General features: G+C 66.9%; 21 protein-coding genes. 13 read left to right on the top strand and 8 right to left on the bottom strand.

All coding sequences use genetic code 11. The features are described 5' to 3' along the window. The first annotated feature begins 33 nt into the window (after positions 1-33). Both WS54_RS22785 and WS54_RS22780 read left to right on the top strand, forming a co-directional pair. A complete protein-coding gene (locus WS54_RS22785; RefSeq protein ID WP_059780979.1) occupies positions 34-1,209 on the top strand; it encodes an AAA family ATPase in 1,176 nt (391 codons plus the stop codon). Positions 1,210-1,495: 286 nt separating this feature from the next. Then, positions 1,496-2,560 carry a glycosyltransferase family 4 protein gene (locus WS54_RS22780; RefSeq protein WP_034207499.1) on the top strand — a complete coding sequence of 355 codons (1,065 nt, stop codon included), beginning with the start codon at positions 1,496-1,498 and terminating at the stop codon, positions 2,558-2,560. Between the two features lie 122 nt (positions 2,561-2,682). Here WS54_RS22780 and WS54_RS22775 read toward each other — a convergent pair whose 3' ends face one another. From WS54_RS22775 to WS54_RS22765, 3 genes are all read right to left on the bottom strand, one after another. Then, positions 2,683-3,270, bottom strand: coding sequence for a BPSL1445 family SYLF domain-containing lipoprotein (locus WS54_RS22775; RefSeq protein ID WP_034207498.1), 588 nt, complete (start codon positions 3,268-3,270; stop codon positions 2,683-2,685). A gap of 239 nt (positions 3,271-3,509) precedes the next feature. Next, on the bottom strand, positions 3,510-3,959 hold the full coding sequence (locus WS54_RS22770) for a membrane protein (RefSeq protein ID WP_034207497.1): 450 nt from the start codon (positions 3,957-3,959) through the stop codon (positions 3,510-3,512). 258 nt (positions 3,960-4,217) lie between these two features. Then, positions 4,218-4,508, bottom strand: coding sequence for a PsiF family protein (locus tag WS54_RS22765; RefSeq protein ID WP_011549641.1), 291 nt, complete (start codon positions 4,506-4,508; stop codon positions 4,218-4,220). A 261-nt stretch (positions 4,509-4,769) separates the two neighbouring features. On the opposite strand from WS54_RS22765, the gene WS54_RS22760 reads away from it, so the two are divergent. After that, positions 4,770-5,792: an asparaginase gene (locus tag WS54_RS22760; RefSeq protein ID WP_059780982.1), complete on the top strand. Its 1,023-nt coding sequence runs from the start codon at positions 4,770-4,772 to the stop codon at positions 5,790-5,792. A gap of 103 nt (positions 5,793-5,895) precedes the next feature. Here the strand turns inward: WS54_RS22760 and lysM are convergent, their stop codons facing one another. The 4 genes from lysM to gcl form a co-directional block, all read right to left on the bottom strand. After that, complete coding sequence (gene lysM / locus WS54_RS22755) at positions 5,896-6,366, bottom strand: peptidoglycan-binding protein LysM (RefSeq protein ID WP_034207495.1); 471 nt, start codon at positions 6,364-6,366, stop codon at positions 5,896-5,898. Positions 6,367-6,887: 521 nt separating this feature from the next. After that, positions 6,888-7,778, bottom strand: coding sequence for a 2-hydroxy-3-oxopropionate reductase (locus tag WS54_RS22745; RefSeq protein WP_059780987.1), 891 nt, complete (start codon positions 7,776-7,778; stop codon positions 6,888-6,890). A 41-nt stretch (positions 7,779-7,819) separates the two neighbouring features. Beyond that, entirely contained in the window at positions 7,820-8,629 is an 810-nt protein-coding gene (gene hyi, locus WS54_RS22740; RefSeq protein ID WP_034207492.1) for a hydroxypyruvate isomerase, read from the bottom strand. A gap of 44 nt (positions 8,630-8,673) precedes the next feature. Further along, positions 8,674-10,449: a glyoxylate carboligase gene (gcl, locus tag WS54_RS22735; RefSeq protein WP_034207491.1), complete on the bottom strand. Its 1,776-nt coding sequence runs from the start codon at positions 10,447-10,449 to the stop codon at positions 8,674-8,676. Positions 10,450-10,620: 171 nt separating this feature from the next. On the opposite strand from gcl, the gene WS54_RS22730 reads away from it, so the two are divergent. The 10 genes from WS54_RS22730 to WS54_RS22685 all read left to right on the top strand — a co-directional run bounded on the left by WS54_RS22730 (position 10,621) and on the right by WS54_RS22685 (position 18,242). Further along, a complete protein-coding gene (locus WS54_RS22730; protein WP_059780989.1) occupies positions 10,621-11,532 on the top strand; it encodes a substrate binding domain-containing protein in 912 nt (303 codons plus the stop codon). A 166-nt stretch (positions 11,533-11,698) separates the two neighbouring features. Further along, a complete protein-coding gene (locus WS54_RS22725; protein ID WP_034207489.1) occupies positions 11,699-12,346 on the top strand; it encodes an RNA polymerase sigma factor in 648 nt (215 codons plus the stop codon). Continuing rightward, positions 12,336-13,226 carry an anti-sigma factor family protein gene (locus WS54_RS22720; protein WP_059780991.1) on the top strand — a complete coding sequence of 297 codons (891 nt, stop codon included), beginning with the start codon at positions 12,336-12,338 and terminating at the stop codon, positions 13,224-13,226. Before WS54_RS22725 ends, WS54_RS22720 begins: the two co-directional genes overlap by 11 nt. A gap of 231 nt (positions 13,227-13,457) precedes the next feature. Continuing rightward, positions 13,458-13,832 (top strand): 30S ribosomal protein S6, encoded by a 375-nt coding sequence (rpsF, locus tag WS54_RS22715; protein ID WP_027784636.1) that lies wholly within the window; start codon positions 13,458-13,460, stop codon positions 13,830-13,832. 40 nt (positions 13,833-13,872) lie between these two features. Next, positions 13,873-14,172, top strand: a complete 300-nt coding sequence (gene priB, locus WS54_RS22710; protein ID WP_011885023.1) for a primosomal replication protein N — start codon at positions 13,873-13,875, stop codon at positions 14,170-14,172. Between the two features lie 4 nt (positions 14,173-14,176). Then, positions 14,177-14,452 (top strand): 30S ribosomal protein S18, encoded by a 276-nt coding sequence (rpsR, locus tag WS54_RS22705; protein WP_006486248.1) that lies wholly within the window; start codon positions 14,177-14,179, stop codon positions 14,450-14,452. A 27-nt stretch (positions 14,453-14,479) separates the two neighbouring features. Beyond that, positions 14,480-14,932 (top strand): 50S ribosomal protein L9, encoded by a 453-nt coding sequence (gene rplI, locus WS54_RS22700; protein WP_027784634.1) that lies wholly within the window; start codon positions 14,480-14,482, stop codon positions 14,930-14,932. A 141-nt stretch (positions 14,933-15,073) separates the two neighbouring features. Further along, positions 15,074-16,456 carry a replicative DNA helicase gene (locus tag WS54_RS22695; protein WP_034207487.1) on the top strand — a complete coding sequence of 461 codons (1,383 nt, stop codon included), beginning with the start codon at positions 15,074-15,076 and terminating at the stop codon, positions 16,454-16,456. A 138-nt stretch (positions 16,457-16,594) separates the two neighbouring features. Continuing rightward, positions 16,595-17,221, top strand: coding sequence for a DUF47 domain-containing protein (locus tag WS54_RS22690; RefSeq protein WP_006478627.1), 627 nt, complete (start codon positions 16,595-16,597; stop codon positions 17,219-17,221). A 10-nt stretch (positions 17,222-17,231) separates the two neighbouring features. Continuing rightward, on the top strand, positions 17,232-18,242 hold the full coding sequence (locus WS54_RS22685) for an inorganic phosphate transporter (RefSeq protein ID WP_034207486.1): 1,011 nt from the start codon (positions 17,232-17,234) through the stop codon (positions 18,240-18,242). A gap of 149 nt (positions 18,243-18,391) precedes the next feature. Here WS54_RS22685 and WS54_RS22680 read toward each other — a convergent pair whose 3' ends face one another. Then, the gene (locus tag WS54_RS22680; protein ID WP_059780994.1) at positions 18,392-19,477 is read right to left on the bottom strand and encodes a C40 family peptidase; all 1,086 of its coding nucleotides are present in this window, start codon (positions 19,475-19,477) and stop codon (positions 18,392-18,394) included. Positions 19,478-19,623: the final 146 nt, after the last annotated feature.

Here is a 19,623-nt window from a genome sequence, read left to right as displayed (position 1 = left end):
GCGCCGGCCTGCCATGCCCCATCGCCCATTCCCATGACCGCGCTGAAGACGCTCGCCATCGCCAATTACCGCTCGCTGCGCGAGCTCATCGTGCCGCTCGCGGCGCTCAACGTCGTCACGGGGCCGAACGGCAGCGGCAAGTCGAGCGTGTACCGCGCGCTGAGGCTGCTCGCTGACACCGCGCAGGGGCGCGTGATCCCGTCGCTCGCGCGCGAGGGCGGCTTGCCGTCGACGTTGTGGGCCGGGCCCGAGCGCTTTTCGCGCGCGATGCTGGCCGGCGAGGTGCCGGTGACGGGCACCGTGCGCAACGGGCCGGTGAGCCTGAAGCTCGGCTTTGCGTGCGACGATTTCGGCTATTCGATCGATCTCGGCCTGCCGCTGCCGAGCAGTTCGCAGTTCGCGCTCGATCCGGTGATCAAGCGCGAATGCATCTGGGGCGGCGCGTTGCCGCGCCCGTCCACGCTGCTGGTCGACCGGCAGGGCGCGCAGATTCGCATGCGTACCGCGTCGGGCGACTGGCGGACGATTCCGCAACCGGTCGCGAGCTTCGACAGCATGATGACCGAGTTCGCCGATCCGACCGGCGCGCCCGAGATGATCGCGGTGCGCGAGCGGATTCGTTCGTGGCGCTTCTACGACCATTTCCGGACCGATGCGCAGGCGCCGGCGCGCCAGTCGCACATCGGCACCCATACGCCGGTGCTCGCGGACGACGGGGCCGACCTGGCCGCCGCGCTGCAGACGATCCGCGAAATCGGCGACGCGGCGGCGCTCGACGCGGCGATCGACGACGCGTTTCCCGGCGCGTCGGTCGAGATCGACAATCCGGGCGGCCGCGGTCGCTTCGACGTGCTGATGCGCCAGCCGGGGCTGCTGCGGCCGCTGGCGGCGGCCGAGCTGTCCGACGGCACGCTGCGCTACCTGCTGCTCGCGGCCGCGCTGCTGACGCCGCGGCCGCCGGCGCTGATGGTGCTGAACGAACCCGAGACGAGCCTGCATCCCGATCTGCTGCCGGCACTCGGCCGCCTGATCGCGCAGGCCGCCCGGCATTCGCAGGTGCTGGTCGTGTCGCACGCGGCGCGGCTCATCGCGACGCTCGAGCGCGAGGCCGGCTGCGAATCGCTGGTGCTCGACAAGCAGCTCGGCGCGACCGCGCTCGTCGATGCCGACTCGCGCGACCTGCCGGCCTGGAAGTGGCCGTCGCGCTGACGGCCTGATGGCGTGCGTTGGGTCGCGATCGGCGCGCGAAGGCATCGGATCGGCGCCGAGCGGGCTCGATGCGAGGCGGCCGGGCCCGTGCGGCGGAATGTATCCGGTCTGTAACAACCCCCAAAAAATGAAAGGCCTGCGGTTCCGCTCATCGGGATCGCGAATAATAATGGGATATCCGGCTGGCGCCGCGCCGGCCGGCGCGGCATGGACGCGGGGCGTGCGCGCGCAAGCGCGGCCCCCTGCCGGCCGTCCCGCAACGGACAGGACACAGGAGACGTGGACCATGAGAATTGCGCAGATCGCCCCGCTGACCGAATCCGTCCCGCCGAAGCTGTACGGCGGCACGGAGCGCGTCGTGTCCTACATCACCGAGGCGCTCGTCGAGCTCGGCCACGATGTGACGCTGTTCGCGAGCGGCGATTCGACGACGCGGGCGAAGCTCGAGCCCGTGTGGCCGCGCGCGCTGCGACTCGATTCGTCGATCCGCGACCGGGTCGCGCCGCACATGCTGCTGATGGAGACGGTCGCGCGCCGCGCGAAGGATTTCGACGTGCTCCATTTCCACATGGACTACTACTCGTTCTCGGTCTTCAACCGACAGGAAACGCCTTACGTGACGACGCTGCACGGCCGGCTCGACCTGCCCGAGCAGCAACCGGTGTTCGACACGTTCAACACGGCGCCGGTGATCTCGATTTCCAATTCGCAGCGCCAGCCGTTGCCGCAGGCGAAATGGCTGACGACCGTCTATCACGGGTTGCCCGAGACGCTGTACATGCCGCAGCCCGTCGAGCCGCGCTATCTCGCGTTCCTCGGCCGCATCTCGCCGGAAAAACGCGTCGACACAGCGATCCGCATTGCCGGCCAGTGCGGGTTGCCGATCCGGATCGCCGCGAAGATCGACGCGGCCGACCAGGAATACTTCGACCGCGAGATCAAGCCGCTCTTCGCGTTGCCGCACGTCGAATACGTCGGCGAGATCGCCGATCACGAGAAGGCTGAATTCCTGTCGGGCGCGCATGCGCTGCTGTTTCCGATCGACTGGCCGGAGCCGTTCGGCCTGGTGATGATCGAGGCGATGTCGTGCGGCACGCCGGTGATCGCGTTCAACCGCGGTGCGGTGCCGGAAGTGGTGGACGAGGGCGTGTCGGGTTTCATCGTCGAGGATGAAATCAGCGCGGTGGCCGCCGTGAACCGGCTGCACCTGCTGCCGCGTGCGCGCGTGCGGCAGCGCTTCGAGGCGCGTTTCACGTCGCGCCGGATGGCGCAGCAGTACGTGGACGTGTACCAGTCGGTGATCCGCGCGCAGAAGCGCTCGCGCTTCAAGGTGATCGATTCGACGACCTGAGCGGCCCGGCCGACCCGACCGCATTGGCGCAGCGCGCCGGCGGATAAAAAACGGCGATGCCCGCGAGGACATCGCCGTTTGCGCACGACCCGCGCGCGGCACGCGCGGGCAGGGCGTCAACGTCAGATCTTGAGCTTCGTGACCTTCGTGCCGTTGATCGACACGTCGCCCATCAGGCCGGCGTTGGTCAGCACGACGACCTGGACCGGTGCGGTGGCCGTGTTGGAGTCGACCGCGCCGTTCGCGCCCATCTTCACGAGCGCGACCGATGCGCCGGCGCCGGCGGCCCAGCCGTCCGAGTTGCGGAATTCGTCGAGCGCCTGCTGCGTCATGAACAGGAACACGATCGCCTTCGACTGCGCGCCGGCCTGCAGGCCGACCGACAGCGACGACGTGTTGTAGTAGCCGACCGTGCTGCCGCCGACGCGCAGCGCGCCGTTGCCGGACTGGCCGCCGACGATGAAGCCGGCTTGCAGCACTTCGGGGAAGACCAGCACGCCGCGCGATTTCGCGACGAGTTCGCGCGAACCCTTGACCGTGGAGTACATGCGCGACAGCGTGGCGTCGACGCTCGCGTCGATCGACTGGCGTTTGGACGCGTTGGTCGCGGCGTTGTCCGGCTTGTCCGGGGTGGTGGTGCAACCGGTGAGCGCGAGGCTACCGACGATGAGCGCAGCGGCGGCTTTCAGCACAAGATTCCGTTTTTGCATCGTTGTTCTCCATCGGATGACGTTCGGAGTGAGTCTCGCTCAAGGAGCGGATCACGTCGGCAGTTATATCACAGCGGATTACGGCCTCTTTTCGTTGCCGCGTGAAAAAGCGTCAAATCGCGTGAGGGTGTCGCGGCGCGCCAACGGACGATGCGGCGCCGACGCGCGAGGGGCGGGTCGGCATGCGGGGCGCGCGACGGCCGGGCGGGAGGGCGAGGCGTCTGCAGCGCGCGCCCGTGTCAGTGTGTGACGGGCGGAACGGGCGGCTTGATCGGCGGGCGGCGAAGCGCGCGGCGGATCAGCGCGATCACGATGCCGCACGCGAACAGGAACGCGGCCGGGACGACCCAGTAGCCGACGAACGCATGCCACAGATAGCCGGCGAGCGTATTGCGGCGTACCACGTATTCGTCGCGCGCCGCCTGCTGGCGCGGCGCGTTGGCGGCGAGCACGTCGGCCGGGCAGCCGGCCGCGCGCGCTTCGTCAGGATCGCCGTGACACTTCGCGGCGGCGCCGGCGGCCTGCTGCGTGTCGGTGAGCTGCCAGGTGGTCAGCGCGAGCTGCAGGTCCGCTTTGTTGTAGGCCATTTCCTCGCGGATCTCGCGGACGGCGACGATCGCGACGGGCACCGCCCAGAATACGATCACGATCAGCCAGCGGCGGAACCAGCGGTGTTGTCTCCATGCCATCCAAGCCTCCGTTTGACGCGCGTGCGCGTCCGTCTCGAGGGCGGCCCGATGGCGCTTCTTGGTCTTGGGTGGGCCGCGTTGCAGCCATCATAGAAGAAAACGCGGCGAAATGCCGCACCATGTGGCGGCGCCGGGCCGCCAGCCGGAAAAAACGGGGCGGGAAAGACGGGAATGCATGCGTCGATGCGCGTGCAACGAAAACGAAAATGCCGCGCCCGCCGAAGCGGGGCGCGGCATTCGGGACGGGAGCGCCGGGACTCAGGCGGCCGGCTGGTTGCTCAGGCAGCTCTTCATGAACGCCTTGCGATCGTCACCCTTCTTGCCGGTGGCCTGCGTATTGCACGCCTTCATCTTTTCCTGCTGCGTCATCGCCTTCGCGGGCTTCGCCGACAGGCAGTCCTTCATGAACGCCTTGCGTTCGTCGCCCGTCTTGCCGGCTGCCTGGGTGTTGCAGGCCTTCATCTTGTCCTGCTGGCTGTTCGCCGCGAACGCGGGGGAAGCCAGCATGCCGCCGAGAAGCACTGCGGCTACGAGCGATTGGATTTTCATTTCGACACTCCCATGGGGTGAATTGCGTGTGATCGACGCCGTCACGAAGCACGACGCGATGAGGACAGGGCCACATCGCACCGCGCGCTCCGATTATGGCAAATCAAGGTGAAAACACCAAAACGGCACTTTCTATAACGTTGCGGACGCCACGGCCGTTGACGCCGCGCGCGGCCCGGAGATCAGGACAAACCATGATGCGCGCCGGCCGCCGCGCCGGAACCTGCCGGCTCGCGGCCGCGAGCCATTACAATCGCGGCCATGAATACACCGAACACCGCATCCCCTTCGTCCGCGGCGACACTGCCGCGCATCGCTGTACTCGCCACCGGCGGCACGATCGCCGGCGCCGCGCCCGACGCGGCCAGCACGGCCGGCTACCAGGCCGGCGCGCTCGGCGTCAATTTCCTGGTCGACGCCGTGCCGGCGCTCGCGTCGGTCGCTCGCATCGACGCGGAACAGGTCGCCAGCATCGACAGCAAGGATCTCGCGCTGTCGCTGTGGAACACGCTCGCCGCGCGGATCGACGCGCTGATGGCCGACCCGGCCGTCGACGGCATCGTGATCACCCACGGCACCGATACGCTCGAGGAAACCGCGTATGCGTTGCATCTGGTCGTGCGGGGCGACAAGCCGGTCGTGCTGACGGCCGCGATGCGGCCGGCCACCGCGCTGTCGTCCGACGGCCCGCTGAACCTGCTGAACGCGGTGACGGTGGCCGCGCATCCGGCCGCGCGCGGGCAGGGCGTGCTGGTCGCGTTCAACAACCGGATCCACGGCGCGCGCGATGTCGTGAAGACGAGCACCTATGCGGTCGACGCGTTCCAGTCGCCGGAACTGGGCGCGCTCGGCTGGGTGCAGGACGGCCGCGTCGAATTCGCGCGCCGCGTCACGCGCACGCGCGACACGCAACTGGCGATCGCCGCGACCTGGCCGCCGGTCGAAGTCGTCGCGAGCTATGCGGGCGCGACGCGCACGGCCGTCGATGCGCTCGTCGCGGCCGGCGTGCGCGGCCTCGTCGTCGCGGGCACCGGCAACGGGTCGATCCATGCGGCGCTGCAGGCGGCGCTCGCCGATGCGGCGAACGCGGGCGTGGCGGTGGTGCGTGCATCGCGCGTCGGTTCGGGGCATGTGATGCGCAACGGCGCCGCGAGCGACGATGCGCTCGGTTTCGTGAGCGCGGGCTCGCTGCACCCGTTCAAGGCGCGCGTGCTGCTGATGCTCGCGCTCGCGAACGGCGTTCGGGATCGCGACGCACTGCAGCACGCGTTCGATACGCTGTGACGGCTGGCCGCCGCTCGGGCGGCGTGCGGCGCGCATAAAAAATGGCAGGCCGATGGCCTGCCATTTTTGCGTCGGTGCTGCGAGAACGCTCAGGACCGCACGTTCAGGACTGCGGCGGAATCACGAGCTTCTGGCCCGGGTAGATCCGGTCCGGGCTCGACAGCATCGGCTTGTTCGCCTCGAAGATCGCCGGGTACTTGCTCGCGTCGCCATACACTTCCTTGGCGATCGCCGACAGCGTGTCGCCCGGCTTCACGTCGTGGTACTGCACTTCCGGATCGTCCGGCTGCAGATCGTCGTCGTTGACGCCCGCGACGCCTTGCACGTTGCCGGCCGCGACCTTGACCTTCGCCTTCGTGTCGAGATCGGCGACGCTGCCCGACAGCGTGACGGTGCGCGATGCACCGTCGAACGCGACGGTCAGGTTCGACGTGTCGAGACCTTGCGTGTTGATGTAGTTCTTGATTGCGTCGGCCGCGGTCTGGTTCGCGGCATTCGGATCTTCCGCCGCTTGCGCGTCGGCATGACCCAGCAGTTTTTCACCCGCCTCCTTGATAAACGAAAGAAGACCCATCGTTGCACTCCTTAGGTGGTTGAAAAGAAAACGCGCCGTGAAGTGGCGAAAAAAACACCGCGCTGGATGCGGGCCCCGAAGGGCGCGCAAGCGCGGCGGTTTTCTCGAAAGGCGTGGCGAAAGTGTAGGCGTTCAACGCGACGATTGCATGAAAAATCGCACGCTCGAACGTAAAGAAATGTAATACGCGAAATCCGACAGGCGGACACCCGACGACGACGTCTGACCGACCAAGGCTTCCCCGGCGCCGCCGGGTGCCGCTGCGGACCCCACCACGCCGCTCTCAGCCCAGAGCGGCGTTTTTCGCTCCGTCGCGCACGCGTTTCAGCGATACGCGGCGGGGCGCCCCACCGTGATGCGCGTGTGCCCGCGCATCGATGCGACCGGCCGTGGCCGGGTCGCCTGTGTCGTTCGCGCATCCGCCGTGGCGGCGGATCGCGCGTCATTGCATTTGCCGCGGCATTCGCCGAATGCAGCCGGCGAAGCAGCCGCCGAACGCGACGGCATGCCGCGGCGTGCGCTCAGCCCTGCGTCTTCTCGATCTCGAAATTCGACATGATCTCGAGCGCGCGCACGAGGGCCGAGTGGTCCCATGCCTTGCCGCCGTGCGATGCGCACACGCTGAACAGCTGCTGCGCGCTGGCCGTGTGCGGCAGCGCGAGGCCGAGCTTGCGCGCGCCGTCGAGCGCGAGGTTCAGGTCCTTCTGGTGCAGCTCGATGCGGAAACCCGGATCGAACGTGCGCTTGGTCATCCGCGCACCGTGCACTTCGAGGATGCGCGACGCGGCGAACCCGCCCATCAGCGCCTGGCGCACGCGCTCCGGATCGGCGCCCGAACGGGCGGCGAACAGCAGCGCTTCGCCGACCGCCTCGATGTTCAGCGCGACGATGATCTGGTTCGCGACCTTGCAGGTCTGGCCGGCACCGTTGTCGCCGACGAGCGTGATGTTCTTGCCCATCTTCTCGAACAGCGGCTTCGCGCGCTCGAACGCCTTTTCCGGGCCGCCGACCATGATCGTCAGCGTCGCTTCGCGTGCGCCGACTTCGCCGCCGGACACCGGTGCGTCGAGGTAGTCGCAGCCGAGCGCGTTGATCTGCTTCGCGAAGGCCTGCGTGTCGAGCGGCGAGATCGAGCTCATGTCGATCACGAGCTTGCCGGCCGTCAGGCCCTTCGCGACGCCGTCGTCGGCGAACAGCACGTTACGCACGTCGGGCGTGTCCGGCACCATCGAGATGATGATGTCCGCGTGCTGCGCGACTTCGGTCGAGTTCGCGACGACCTTCGCGCTGCCGCGCAGGTCGTCCGGAATCGGGAACGCACCGTTCACGACGAGCTGATGATCGCCCTTGAGCAGGTTGCGCGCCATGTGCGCGCCCATGATGCCGAGGCCGATGAAACCGATGGTTGCCATGTGAAAGTCTCCTATAGGGCTGAAAACGGGAAGGGCGCGACTCAGGCGGCGCGACGCGCCGACGCCGGTGCGCAGCCGGCCACGCTTTGCAGCCAGCCGAGGCCTTCCGTCGTGGTGGTACGGGGCTTGTATTCGCAGCCGACGTAGCCGGCATAGCCGAGCCGATCGAGCAGCGCGAACAGGAACGCGTAGTTGATTTCGCCGGTGCCGGGCTCGTTGCGGCCCGGGTTGTCCGCGAGCTGCACGTGGCCGATCGACGCGAGGTTGCGTTCGATCGTCGCGGCCAGTTCGCCTTCCATGCGTTGCATGTGATAGATGTCGTACTGCAGGAACAGGTTGTCCGAGCCGACCGCGCGGATCACGTCGAGCCCTTCGGACGAGCGGTTCAGCGCGAAGCCCGGGATGTCGAAGCTGTTGCACGGCTCGACCAGCAGGCGGATGCCTTCGCGCTTCAGCGCGTCGGCGGCGAAGCGCAGGTTGTCGACGATCGTCACGAACGTCTTGTCGCGCGCCGTGCTCGCCGACGGGATGCCGACGAGGCAGTTCAGCTGCGGCACCTTCAGCGCCTTCGCGTACTCGATCGCCCGGCCGACCCCTTCCTGGAATTCGCTCACGCGATCGGGCAGGCACGCGATCCCGCGCTCGCCCTGATCCCAGTTGCCGGCGGGCAGGTTGTGCAGCACGAGGCGCAGGCGGTGCGTCTCGAGCCGCTCGGCGAGTTCCTCTTTCGCGTACGGATACGGGAACAGGAACTCGACGGCGTCGAAGCCCGCGTCCGCGGCCGCCTTGAAGCGGTCGAGGAACGGCACCTCGTTGAACAGCATGGTCAGGTTTGCAGCAAACTTCGGCATGAGCTAAGCCTCTTCGGTCGGTCAGTCAAAAAATGGCGTGCGGTTCAGTCGAGCATCGAGATCGCGGTCGGCGCGTGCTCGGCCTTCTCGGCGAGTTCCTCGAACTCGTTGATCGCGTCGATTTCAGTGCCCATCGAGATGTTGGTCACGCGCTCGAGAATCACTTCGACCACCACCGGCACGCTGAACTCGTCCGCGAGCGTTTGCGCCTGGCGCAGCGCCGGCTCGATCTCTTCCGGCTTGAACACGCGCAGCGCCTTGCAGCCGAGGCCTTCGGCGACGGCCACGTGATCGACGCCATAGCCGTTCAGCTCCGGTGCGTTCACGTTGTCGAACGCGAGTTGCACGCAGTAGTCCATGTCGAACGCGCGCTGCGCCTGGCGGATCAGCCCGAGGTACGAGTTGTTCACGACGACGTGCACGTACGGCAGCTTGAATTGCGCGCCGGCCGCCAGCTCCTCGATCATGAACTGGAAGTCGTAGTCGCCGGACAGCGCGACGATCGGGCGGCTCGGATCGGCCGCACGCACGCCGAGCGCGGCGGGGATCGTCCAGCCGAGCGGGCCGGCCTGGCCGCAGTTGATCCAGTTGCGCGCCTTGAACACGTGCAGGAACTGCGCGGCGGCGATCTGCGACAGGCCGATCGTGCTGACGTAGCAGGTATCGCGGCCGAACACCTTGTTCATCTCCTCGTACACGCGCTGCGGCTTGACCGGCACGTTGTCGAAGTGGGTCTTGCGCTGCAGCGTGCGCTTGCGTTCCTGGCATTCCGCGACCCACGCGCTGCGGTCCTTCAGCTTGCCGGCGGCCTTCCATTCCCGTGCCACCGCGACGAACAGCTCGAGCGCCGCCTTCGCGTCCGACACGATGCCGAGATCGGGGCCGAACACGCGGCCGATCTGCGTCGGCTCGATGTCGACGTGCACGAACTTGCGGCCCTTCGTGTAGACCTCGACGCTGCCCGTGTGGCGGTTCGCCCAGCGATTGCCGATGCCGAGCACGAAATCGGATGCGAGCATCGTCGCGTTGCCGTAGCGGTGCGACGTCTGCAGGCCGACCATGCCGGCCATCAGCGGGTGGTCGTCGGGAATCGCGCCCCACGACATCAGCGTCGGGATCACCGGCACGCCGACCGTTTCGGCGAACTGCACGAGCAGGTCTTCGGCCGCCGCGTTGAGCACGCCGCCGCCCGACACGATCAGCGGCTTGTCCGCGTCGTTCAGCATCGCGAGCGCCTTCTCGATCTGCGCGCGGGTGGCCGCGGGCTTATAGACCGGCAGCGGTTCGTACGTGTCGATGTCGAATTCGATTTCGGCGAGCTGCACGTCGATCGGCAGGTCGACCAGCACCGGGCCCGGACGGCCCGAACGCATCAGGTGGAACGCCTGCTGGAACACGCGCGGCACGAGCGCCGGCTCGCGCACGGTCACGGCCCACTTGGTGACGGGCTTCGCGATCGATTCGATGTCGACGGCCTGGAAATCTTCCTTGTAGAGGCGTGCGCGCGGCGCCTGGCCCGTGATCGCGAGGATCGGAATCGAGTCGGCCGACGCGGAGTAGAGACCGGTGATCATGTCGGTGCCGGCGGGGCCCGACGTGCCGATGCACACGCCGATGTTGCCCGGTGCGGCGCGCGTGAAGCCTTCGGCCATGTGCGATGCGCCTTCGACGTGACGGGCCAGCACGTGGCTGATGCCGCCCGACTTGCGCATGGCCGAGTAGAACGGGTTGATCGCGGCGCCCGGCACGCCGAACGCGGTCTGGATGCCTTCCTTCTCGAGCACGAGTACGGCTGCGTCGACGGCTCTCATCTTGGCCATGAATGTCTCCTTGAATGTGGCGGATCGTGCGAATCGGTCTGTTGGGAACACTTTAGGGATGCAGGAAAGGTTTGATAAGATCAGCCGAAGTCGCTTATTTCGAAACTAAAAGTATGGAATGACGGCCGGACGGGGCTTCCCGCCGGCGTCGGAGCCGGGTGGAGACGCGAGATGGATCGTTTCAAGCAGATCGAGACGTTCGTGCGGGTCGCGGACGCGGGTAGCCTCGCGGCGGCGGCGCTCGAGGAGGGTGTGTCGCCGGTGGTGCTCGGGCGGCGCATCGACGCGCTGGAGAAGCGCCTCGGCGTGAAGCTGATGTACCGCTCGACGCGGCGGCTGGTGGTCAGCGAGGAGGGGGCCGCGTTCCTCGAGCGCTGCCGCGGGCTGCTCGCCGAATGGGATCAGGCCGAGAACGAGTTGGCCGCCGGGCGGCGCGCGGTGAGCGGCCACCTGATCGTGTCGGCGCCGGCTGCGTTCGGCCGCAAGCACGTCGCGCCGCACGCGCCGGGCTTTCTCGCCGACAAGCCGGAAATGCAGCTGTCGTTCAACCTCACCGACCGCGTCGTCGATCTCGTGCGCGAGGGCTATGATCTGTCGATCCGGATCGGCGGCGCGGTCGATCCGAACTTCGTCGCGGTGAAGCTCGCGTCGAACCGGCGCGTGGTATGCGGCACGCCCGGGTATTTCCGCAAGCACGGCCGGCCGAAGTCGCTCGACGACCTGCTGAAGCACAACTGTCTCGCGTTCAACCTGCAGGGCGGCCAGAACCGCGGCTGGTATTTCCAGCGCCACGGCAAGATCGCGACGATGCGCGTGACCGGCAATCTCGACTGCAACGACGGCGAGCTGCTGCACCGCTGGGTGGCCGAAGGGCTCGGGCTCGGCTGGCGCTCGACGTGGGAAATCGCCGCGCAGCTCGAAACGGGCGAACTCGAGACCGTGCTCGACGAATATGCGCTGCCCGACTACGACATCCTCGCGGTCTACCCGCAGCAACGCTACGTGCCGGCGCGCGTGCGCTATTTCATCGACTACCTGCGCGCCGCGTACGCGCGCCCCGGCTACTGGAGCACCACGCCGTGACGGGGCGGCCCGCGCGGCCGTCCGGCGATTTTTTACGCTTCGTGCGCACGGCACGGGAATAAACTCGACGCAGCAGCGGTAAGGTCATCGAGCGCGCACGTTGCCGGTCTGTCCGGGCGCCGTGCGCGGAACGGGCGGCGTCGGCCGCCGGGACCAGGGAGGCCATGTGGGGCAAGCCGGACAGGCGGTCGATGAACGGGCGGCGGACGATGCGGTCGCGCGCGGCGAGCGGTTTCGCGCGCTCGTGCTGCCGCATCTCGACGCCGCGTACAACCTCGCGCGCTGGCTGAGCGGCAGCGCCGGCGATGCGGACGACGTCGTCCAGGACGCGTGCATGCGCGCGCTGCGTTTCGTCGATTCGTGTCGCGGCGACAACGCGCGGCCGTGGCTGCTGACGATCGTGCGTCACACCTGGTACACCGAGTGGCGGCGGCGCACGCATGCGCACGAGGTCGCGCTGCCCGACACGCTCGACGACGCCGACGTGCCCGACGACTGGCAGCCGGCCACGGAGGATCCGCTGGCGCACCTGCTGCGCGGCGAGAACGTGCGGCTCGTGAATGCGGCGCTCGCGAAGCTGCCGCCCGAATACCGCGAGGTGCTCGTGCTGCGCGAGATGGAGGACCTGAGCTACCGCGAGATCGCGGCGATCGCGGACGTGCCGGTCGGCACGGTGATGTCGCGGCTCGCGCGCGGCCGGCGCAAGCTCGCCGCGCTGCTGGGCGGCGCGCCGGCGCCGGCGCCGGCGACCGAAGGCCGGCCGGGCCGTACGCCGGCAGGCGGAACCGCATCGGAGGCTATCGATGGACTGTAACGAAGCGCGAGCGTTGCTGGACGCGGACGTCGATCGCGAGCTGTCGGCGCCCGATGCGTTGCGGGTCCAGCAGCATGTCGAAGGGTGCGACGCGTGCCGCCGCGAACGGGCGCGGATCGTCACGCTGGTGCAGGCCGTGCGGCAGGCCGATTATCACCGCGCGCCGGACGCGCTGCGGGCGAGCATTCTCGCGAGCCTGCCGGCGGCCGCCGACGCGCATGCCCAGGCGCCGTCGCGGGCCGAGCCGCGGCCTGAGCCCCAGTCGCCGCCGCGGGCGCGCGGGCGCGACCGGTTCTCGTGGCTGCCCGGGCGCGGCGCGGCGGCACGACCGGTATCGACCGGTGCCGGGCCACGCGTGGCCGCGTGGCCGGGCCTCGGCTGGGGCGTCGCGTTGCTGATGGCGCTCGCGGCGGCGGGCGGCATGGGATGGTCCGCCCGCCATGCCGACGTCGACCGGACGGTCGACGAACTCGTCGCGAGCCACGTGCGGGCCGACCTGTCGGCGCGCGACATCGACGTGATCTCGACCGACCGGCACACGGTCAAGCCGTGGTTCAACGGCCGGCTCGACTATGCGCCGCCGGTCGAGGACCTTGCGGCGAGCGGCTTCGCGCTGGTCGGGGGCCGGCTCGACTACGTCGGGCGTCGCCGTGTCGCGGTGCTCGTCTACCGCCACCGGCAGCACGTGGTCGACGTCTACGTGCAGCCGGCCGGGGAGCGGCCGGCGGCCCCGTATGCGACCGTGTCGCAGGGCTATGCGCTCGACCGCTGGAGCGCGGCCGGGATGACGTGGTGGGCCGTGACCGACGCGGAGCCGTCGGCGCTCGCGGCGTTCCGGACGGCGCTCGACGCGCGGCTTGCGGGCACGCACGGCGAATGACCGCGCCGATAGCGGGGCGGCGCGTGGCGGTTCCGACCCCGGCGCCATAACGTCCGAACCGGTGGCATTTGCGCCGGCATACCTGTTCAAGTCTTTGAAAACACGGCCGAATCCGTTTGCCAATCGTCGATTGGCCTTGCATGCGCCCCGTAACCGGGTTAGAATCTTCGGCTTCTCACTTGCCACACCGGTTCAGACGCCCGGGTGGCTTCAATCCACAAGGAGTGTGTAATGCGTCATTACGAAATCGTATTCATCGTGCACCCCGATCAAAGCGAGCAAGTGCCCGCGATGATCGAGCGTTACAAGACCACGATCACGTCGCACGGCGGCCAGATCCACCGCGTCGAAGACTGGGGCCGTCGCCAACTGGCCTACATGATCGAGAAACTCGCGAAGGCTCACTACGTCTGCATGAACATCGAGTGCGACCAGACGACGCTCGACGAACTCGAACACGCGTTCAAGTTCAACGACGCCGTGCTGCGCCACCTCATCGTCAAGATGAAGAAGGCCGAAACCGGCCCGTCGCCGATGATGAAGGAAGTTCAGCGCGAAGAAGCCAAGAAGGCGGCTGCAGCTCAGCCGGCCGAAGCGCAGGCTTAAGTTCGTCACGCATTAAGCCATCAAGGAGCGCGCCACTCACGTGAACAGGTTGCAATTGACGGCGAGCGTCGTCGAACGCGCACCGGTGCGATATACGCCGGCAGGTGTTCCGATCGCAAGCGCCACGTTGCATCACCGCACGGAAGTCGTCGAAGCAGGCATTCCCCGTCAGGTCGACATGACGATCGAGGCGGTGGCGGCCGGTGAGGCGAGCGGCAAGCTGGAAAGTCGTGAAATGGGCGTCGAAACGCTGTTCACGGGCTTCCTGGCCAAGAAAAGCCGCAACGCGAGAACCTTGGTGTTTCACATCACAGCATTGCAGGACATTGGAAAGGACTGAAATCATGCCCCGCCCGACTGGTAAGAAATTCGACAAGCGTCGTCAGCAACAAAACCCGCTCTTCAAGCGCAAGAAGTTCTGCCGTTTCACGGCTGCCGGCGTCGAGCAGATCGACTACAAGGACACGGAAACGCTGAAGGACTTCATCGGCGAAAACGGCAAGATCACGCCGGCTCGTCTGACGGGTACGAAGGCGCACTATCAGCGTCAGCTGGATACGGCCATCAAGCGTGCGCGTTTCCTCGCGCTGCTGCCGTACACCGATCAGCACAAGGCGTAATCAGGCGACGCAATAAGGAGAATTCGAATGCAAATCATTCTGTTGGAAAAAGTCGCCAATCTGGGTAACCTCGGCGATATCGTCAAGGTCAAGGACGGTTACGCTCGCAACTTCCTGATCCCGAACCGCAAGGCTCGCCGTGCAACGAAGGAAGCGATCGCCGAATTCGAAGTGCGCCGCGCCGAACTCGAAAAGATCGCCGCTGAAAAGCTGGCGGCATCGCAGGCAGTCGGCGAGAAGCTGAACGGCCAGACGTTCGAAATCACGCAGAAGTCGGGCGTCGACGGCCGTCTGTTCGGCTCGGTCACGAACGGCGACGTCGCGGAACTGCTGAAGAAGGCAGGCTACGAAGTCGAGAAGCTGCAAGTGCGCATGCCGGAAGGCCCGCTGAAGATGATCGGCGAGCACAACGTCCAGGTCGCGCTGCACACGGACGTCGTCGTCGACGTCACGATCAACGTGATCGGCGACCACGCGTAAGCGTATGCAAGCTTGCCGGGCGGCTTCCGCCGTCCGGACAAGGGCAGGCGCCCGGGCAACCGGGGCCTGCCTTTTTTATTGCCCGCTCGCCCGGCAAGCGGTGGTAGCGCTGCCGCCATCTATTCGCGATAATCCCAACCCATGAACGCGCCGCAAGATCCCCAAATCGAATCGCTGAAAGTCCCGCCGCATTCGGTCGAAGCCGAGCAGTCGGTGCTCGGCGGCCTGTTGCTCGACAACGCGGCATGGGACCGGATTGCCGATTTCCTGTCGCAGGGCGACTTCTACCGCTACGACCACCGGATCATCTACGAGCACATCGGCCGGCTGATCGCGGCGACGCGCCCGGCCGACGTCGTGACCGTGTACGAAGCGCTGACCACGTCCGGCAAGGCCGACGACGTCGGCGGGCTCGCGTATCTGAACGCCCTTGCGCAGAACACGCCGAGCGCGGCGAACATCCGCCGCTACGCGGAAATCGTGCGCGACCGCGCGGTGCTGCGCCGGCTGGTGTCGGTCGCCGACGAAATCTCGGCCGACGCCTTCAATCCGCAGGGCAAGGAAGTCCGCCAACTGCTCGACGAAGCCGAATCGAAGGTGTTCTCGATCGCCGAAGAGGGCGCGCGCGGCAACCAGGGCTTCCTCGAGATCGGCCCGCTGCTCACGCAGGTGGTCGAGCGCATCGACACGCTGTACCACACCGCGAATCCGAGCGACGTCACCGGCACGCCGACGGGCTTCGTCGACCTCGACCGGATGACGTCGGGGATGCACGGCGGCGAACTGATCATCGTGGCCGGAAGACCGTCGATGGGTAAGACCGCATTTTCGATGAACATCGGCGAATACGTCGCGGTCGAGTACGGGCTGCCGGTCGCGGTGTTCTCGATGGAAATGCCGGGCACCCAGCTCGTGATGCGTATGCTCGGCTCGATCGGCCGGCTCGACCAGCACCGGATGCGAACCGGCCGCCTGACGGACGAGGACTGGCCGAAGTTGACGCACGCGGTGCAGAAGATGAGCGAGGCGCAGCTCTTCATCGACGAGACGGGCGGCCTGAACCCGATGGAATTGCGCTCGCGCGCGCGGCGTCTCGCACGCCAGTGCGGCAAGCTCGGCCTGATCATCGTCGACTACCTGCAGCTGATGTCGGGTTCGTCGCAGGGCGAGAACCGCGCGACGGAAATCTCGGAGATTTCACGTTCGTTGAAGAGTCTCGCGAAGGAGCTCGACGTGCCGGTGATCGCGCTGTCGCAGCTGAACCGCGGCCTCGAACAGCGCCCGAACAAGCGTCCGGTGATGTCGGATTTGCGCGAATCGGGCGCAATCGAACAGGATGCGGACGTGATCCTGTTCATCTATCGCGATGAAGTCTACAATCCCGACAGTCCTGACAAGGGGACGGCCGAAATCATCATCGGCAAGCAGCGTAACGGCCCGATCGGGCCCGTTCGGCTCACGTTCCTGGGGCAATACACGAAGTTCGACAACTTTGCCGGGGCGCAAACCTTCTACGGCGAGTAAAGCCGGTTGTAAACACCTATTTCGCCAAATGTTGTATCCAATCCCGGCGTGCGCATATGCGCACGTCGCGTCGCGACCGGAAACGGTACAATGTCGCCCGTTTTCGTGACAGTAGTTTGACAATCTCTCAGGAATCCCATGTTCGGTCGATTCATGCCCACCGAGGGCAAGTTCTTTGAACTCTTCAACGCGCACGCGAAGCACATCGTTTCCGGTGGCCGCGAGCTCGAACTGCTGATCGACAATCTCGCCGACGCCGAGATTCACAAGCAAAACGTGCAAATCGCCGAGAAGGCCGCCGACAAGCTCACGCACGAGGCGATCGATCTGTTGCACAAGACCTTCATCACGCCGCTCGATCGCGACGAGATCCACAAGCTGATCACGACGATGGACGACATCCTCGACCTGATGGAAGACGTCGCGACGGCCGTGTCGCTGTACGACGTGCAGTCCGTCACGTCCGAGGCGAGCCAGCTCGCGCACATCGTCACGCAATCGGCGCAACACGTGCAGCAGGCCGTCGGCTTGCTGTCCGACATGAAGCAGTCGGCACAGATCCTCAAGCAGTGCGAGGAAATCGACCGCTGGGAGTCGGAAGCCGATCGCGTGCTGCGCGCGGCGATGTCGAAGCTGTTCCGCGAGGAAGACGACGTGAAGACGCTCATCAAGCTGAAGGCGATCTACGAGCTGCTCGAGGAGATCACCGACAAGTGCGAGGACGTCGCGAACATCATCGAAGGCATCGTGCTGGAAAACGCCTGAGCGGACCACGATGCATTCGATACAACTCGCCCTATGGATGGTCGCGACGCTGGTGCTCGTCGCGCTCGTATTCGACTTCATGAACGGCTTTCACGACGCGGCGAACTCGATCGCCACCGTCGTGTCGACCGGCGTGCTGAAGCCCCAGCAGGCCGTGGTGTTCGCGGCCGCGTTCAACGTGATCGCGTACTTCATCTTCCACCTGAAAGTCGCGCAGACCGTCGGTAAAGGCACGATCGATCCCGAGATCGTCGACCATTACGTCGTGTTCGGCGCGCTGGTCGGCGCGATCGGCTGGAACGTGATCACGTGGTACTACGGGATTCCGTCGAGCTCGTCGCACGCGCTGATCGGCGGCCTCGTCGGCGCGGCGCTCGCGAAGTCCGGCTGGAGCGCGCTCAACATCGACGGGCTGCTGAAGACGATCGCGTTCATCTTCATTTCGCCGCTGCTCGGTTTCATCCTCGGTTCGCTGTTCATGCTCGGCGTGTCGTGGCTGTATTTCCGTACCGCGCCCAGCAAGGTCGACCGGCGCTTCCGCCGGCTGCAACTGCTGTCGGCCGGGCTGTACAGCCTCGGTCACGGCGGCAACGACGCGCAGAAGACGATCGGTATCATCTGGATGTTGCTGATCGCGAGCGGTTACGCATCGGCGACCGCCGATGCGCCGCCGGCCTGGGTGATCGGCGCGTGCTACCTGTCGATGGGCCTCGGCACGCTGTTCGGCGGCTGGCGCATCGTGCGGACGATGGGCCAGAAGATCACGAAGCTCAAGCCGGTCGGCGGTTTCTGCGCGGAAAGCGGCGGTGCGATCACGCTGTTCATCGCGTCGTTCCTCGGCATTCCGGTGTCGACCACGCACACGATCACCGGCGCGATCGTCGGTGTCGGCGCGACGCAGAAGCTGTCGGCCGTGCGCTGGGGCGTCGCCGGCAACATCGTGTGGGCGTGGGTGCTGACGCTGCCGGCGGCCGCGCTGTTTGCAGCCGGCGGGTGGTGGCTCGGACGCCAGATCTTCTGAGCGCCGACACGGCCGGATCGACATGAAATGCGCCGCAAGCCGAAAGGCTGCGGCGCATTTTCTTTTGGAGGCTGGCAAGAGAGCGGCGACGAGGCGGGAGGGGCGGCAGATGCCGCCAACGTCGTTGACGGGCGGACTCGGGCAATCGCTCAATAACTGCCGTTCGCAAACCGCGCGATCGGATCGTCGGCCGTACCGGTGCGCGGGCTGATGGGCGCGGATTGCGTCGATGCTCGCCACACCTGCACGGGCGCGGGCTCGATACCGCGTGGGGGCGTCGACGCGGTCGCGGGCGGCGGCTCGGCATCGAAGGCGGCCGCTTGGGCAGCCGTCAGCGCGGTCGTGGGGATCTGCGTGCCGACTTCTGCCGGGGCGGCCGGTGCGGTATTGGCCGTCATCGCGGGCATCGCGTCATTCGCCGACGTGGCTTGCTGCTGCGCCGCCTGCATCCACGGCGGCGGCGGTTCGTACGGATCGGCGACCGGCGCTGCCGGTGCAACTGCGGCGGCCGTCACGACCGGCGTGGTCGGGGTGGCTGGCGCCTGCGTCGCTCTCGCTTGCGGCGGCGCATACGCGGGTTGCCGCGGTGCGGCGGCAGCCGTCACGACCACCGGAGCGGCCGCGACCGCCGGCGCATTGCGCGGCTCGTCGCGCTTGGCTTCGTAGGTCGGCGCATCGAATGGCGTCGGGGCCGAGCGCGGCGGCGCGACGCGGCGAATGCCGTCGAAGCGCTTCGCCCAGTATGGGTTCGTCAGGTAGTCGAGCCGTACGGTGCCGCCCGTCGACGGCGCGTTGACGAAGCGCAGCTTGCCGACATAGATACCGACGTGCGAATGCGGCCGCCCGGTCGTATTGAAGAAGATCAGGTCGCCCGGCGCGATCTCGTCGGGTTCGATCGACACGCCGCGGCTGCTCATGTCGGCGGTCGTGCGCGGCAGGTTCACGTCTGCGGCACGGCCGATCACGTAGCGGACGAGCCCGCTGCAGTCGAAGCCGCTCGCCGGCGTGTTGCCGCCCCAGCGATACGGGACGCCGACGAGGCTCATCGCCTGGATCGAGATTTCTTCCTGACCGACGCTGTGGTCGACGAATTTCGGGAAATTGGCGGGCGCCGGGAATGCACGCGGCGTCGTGATCTTCATGCCCGAAGCGGAACGCGATGCCGACTGCGGCGGCACGCTGGAACAGGCCGCAAGCAGGGAGACGACGGCGACGGGAACCCAGATTCGAAGCATGGCGAGGCGGGCGAGCGCGGTGCGCTCGCGAATCGTATGACAACAGACAGACCCGATGGTAGACGCACCGGCGGGGCTTAAGCAACCATTCTTGAGAATTTACTTGAAGTTTCGCGCGTAAACTGCGTTGTTGCGTGACGAAGCGT

Origin of the sequence: Burkholderia sp. NRF60-BP8 (assembly GCF_001522585.2) — a bacterium.
Lineage (GTDB): Bacteria > Pseudomonadota > Gammaproteobacteria > Burkholderiales > Burkholderiaceae > Burkholderia.
Note: the sequence above shows the minus strand (reverse complement) of the source record. Positions and strands in the feature narration are given on the sequence as shown.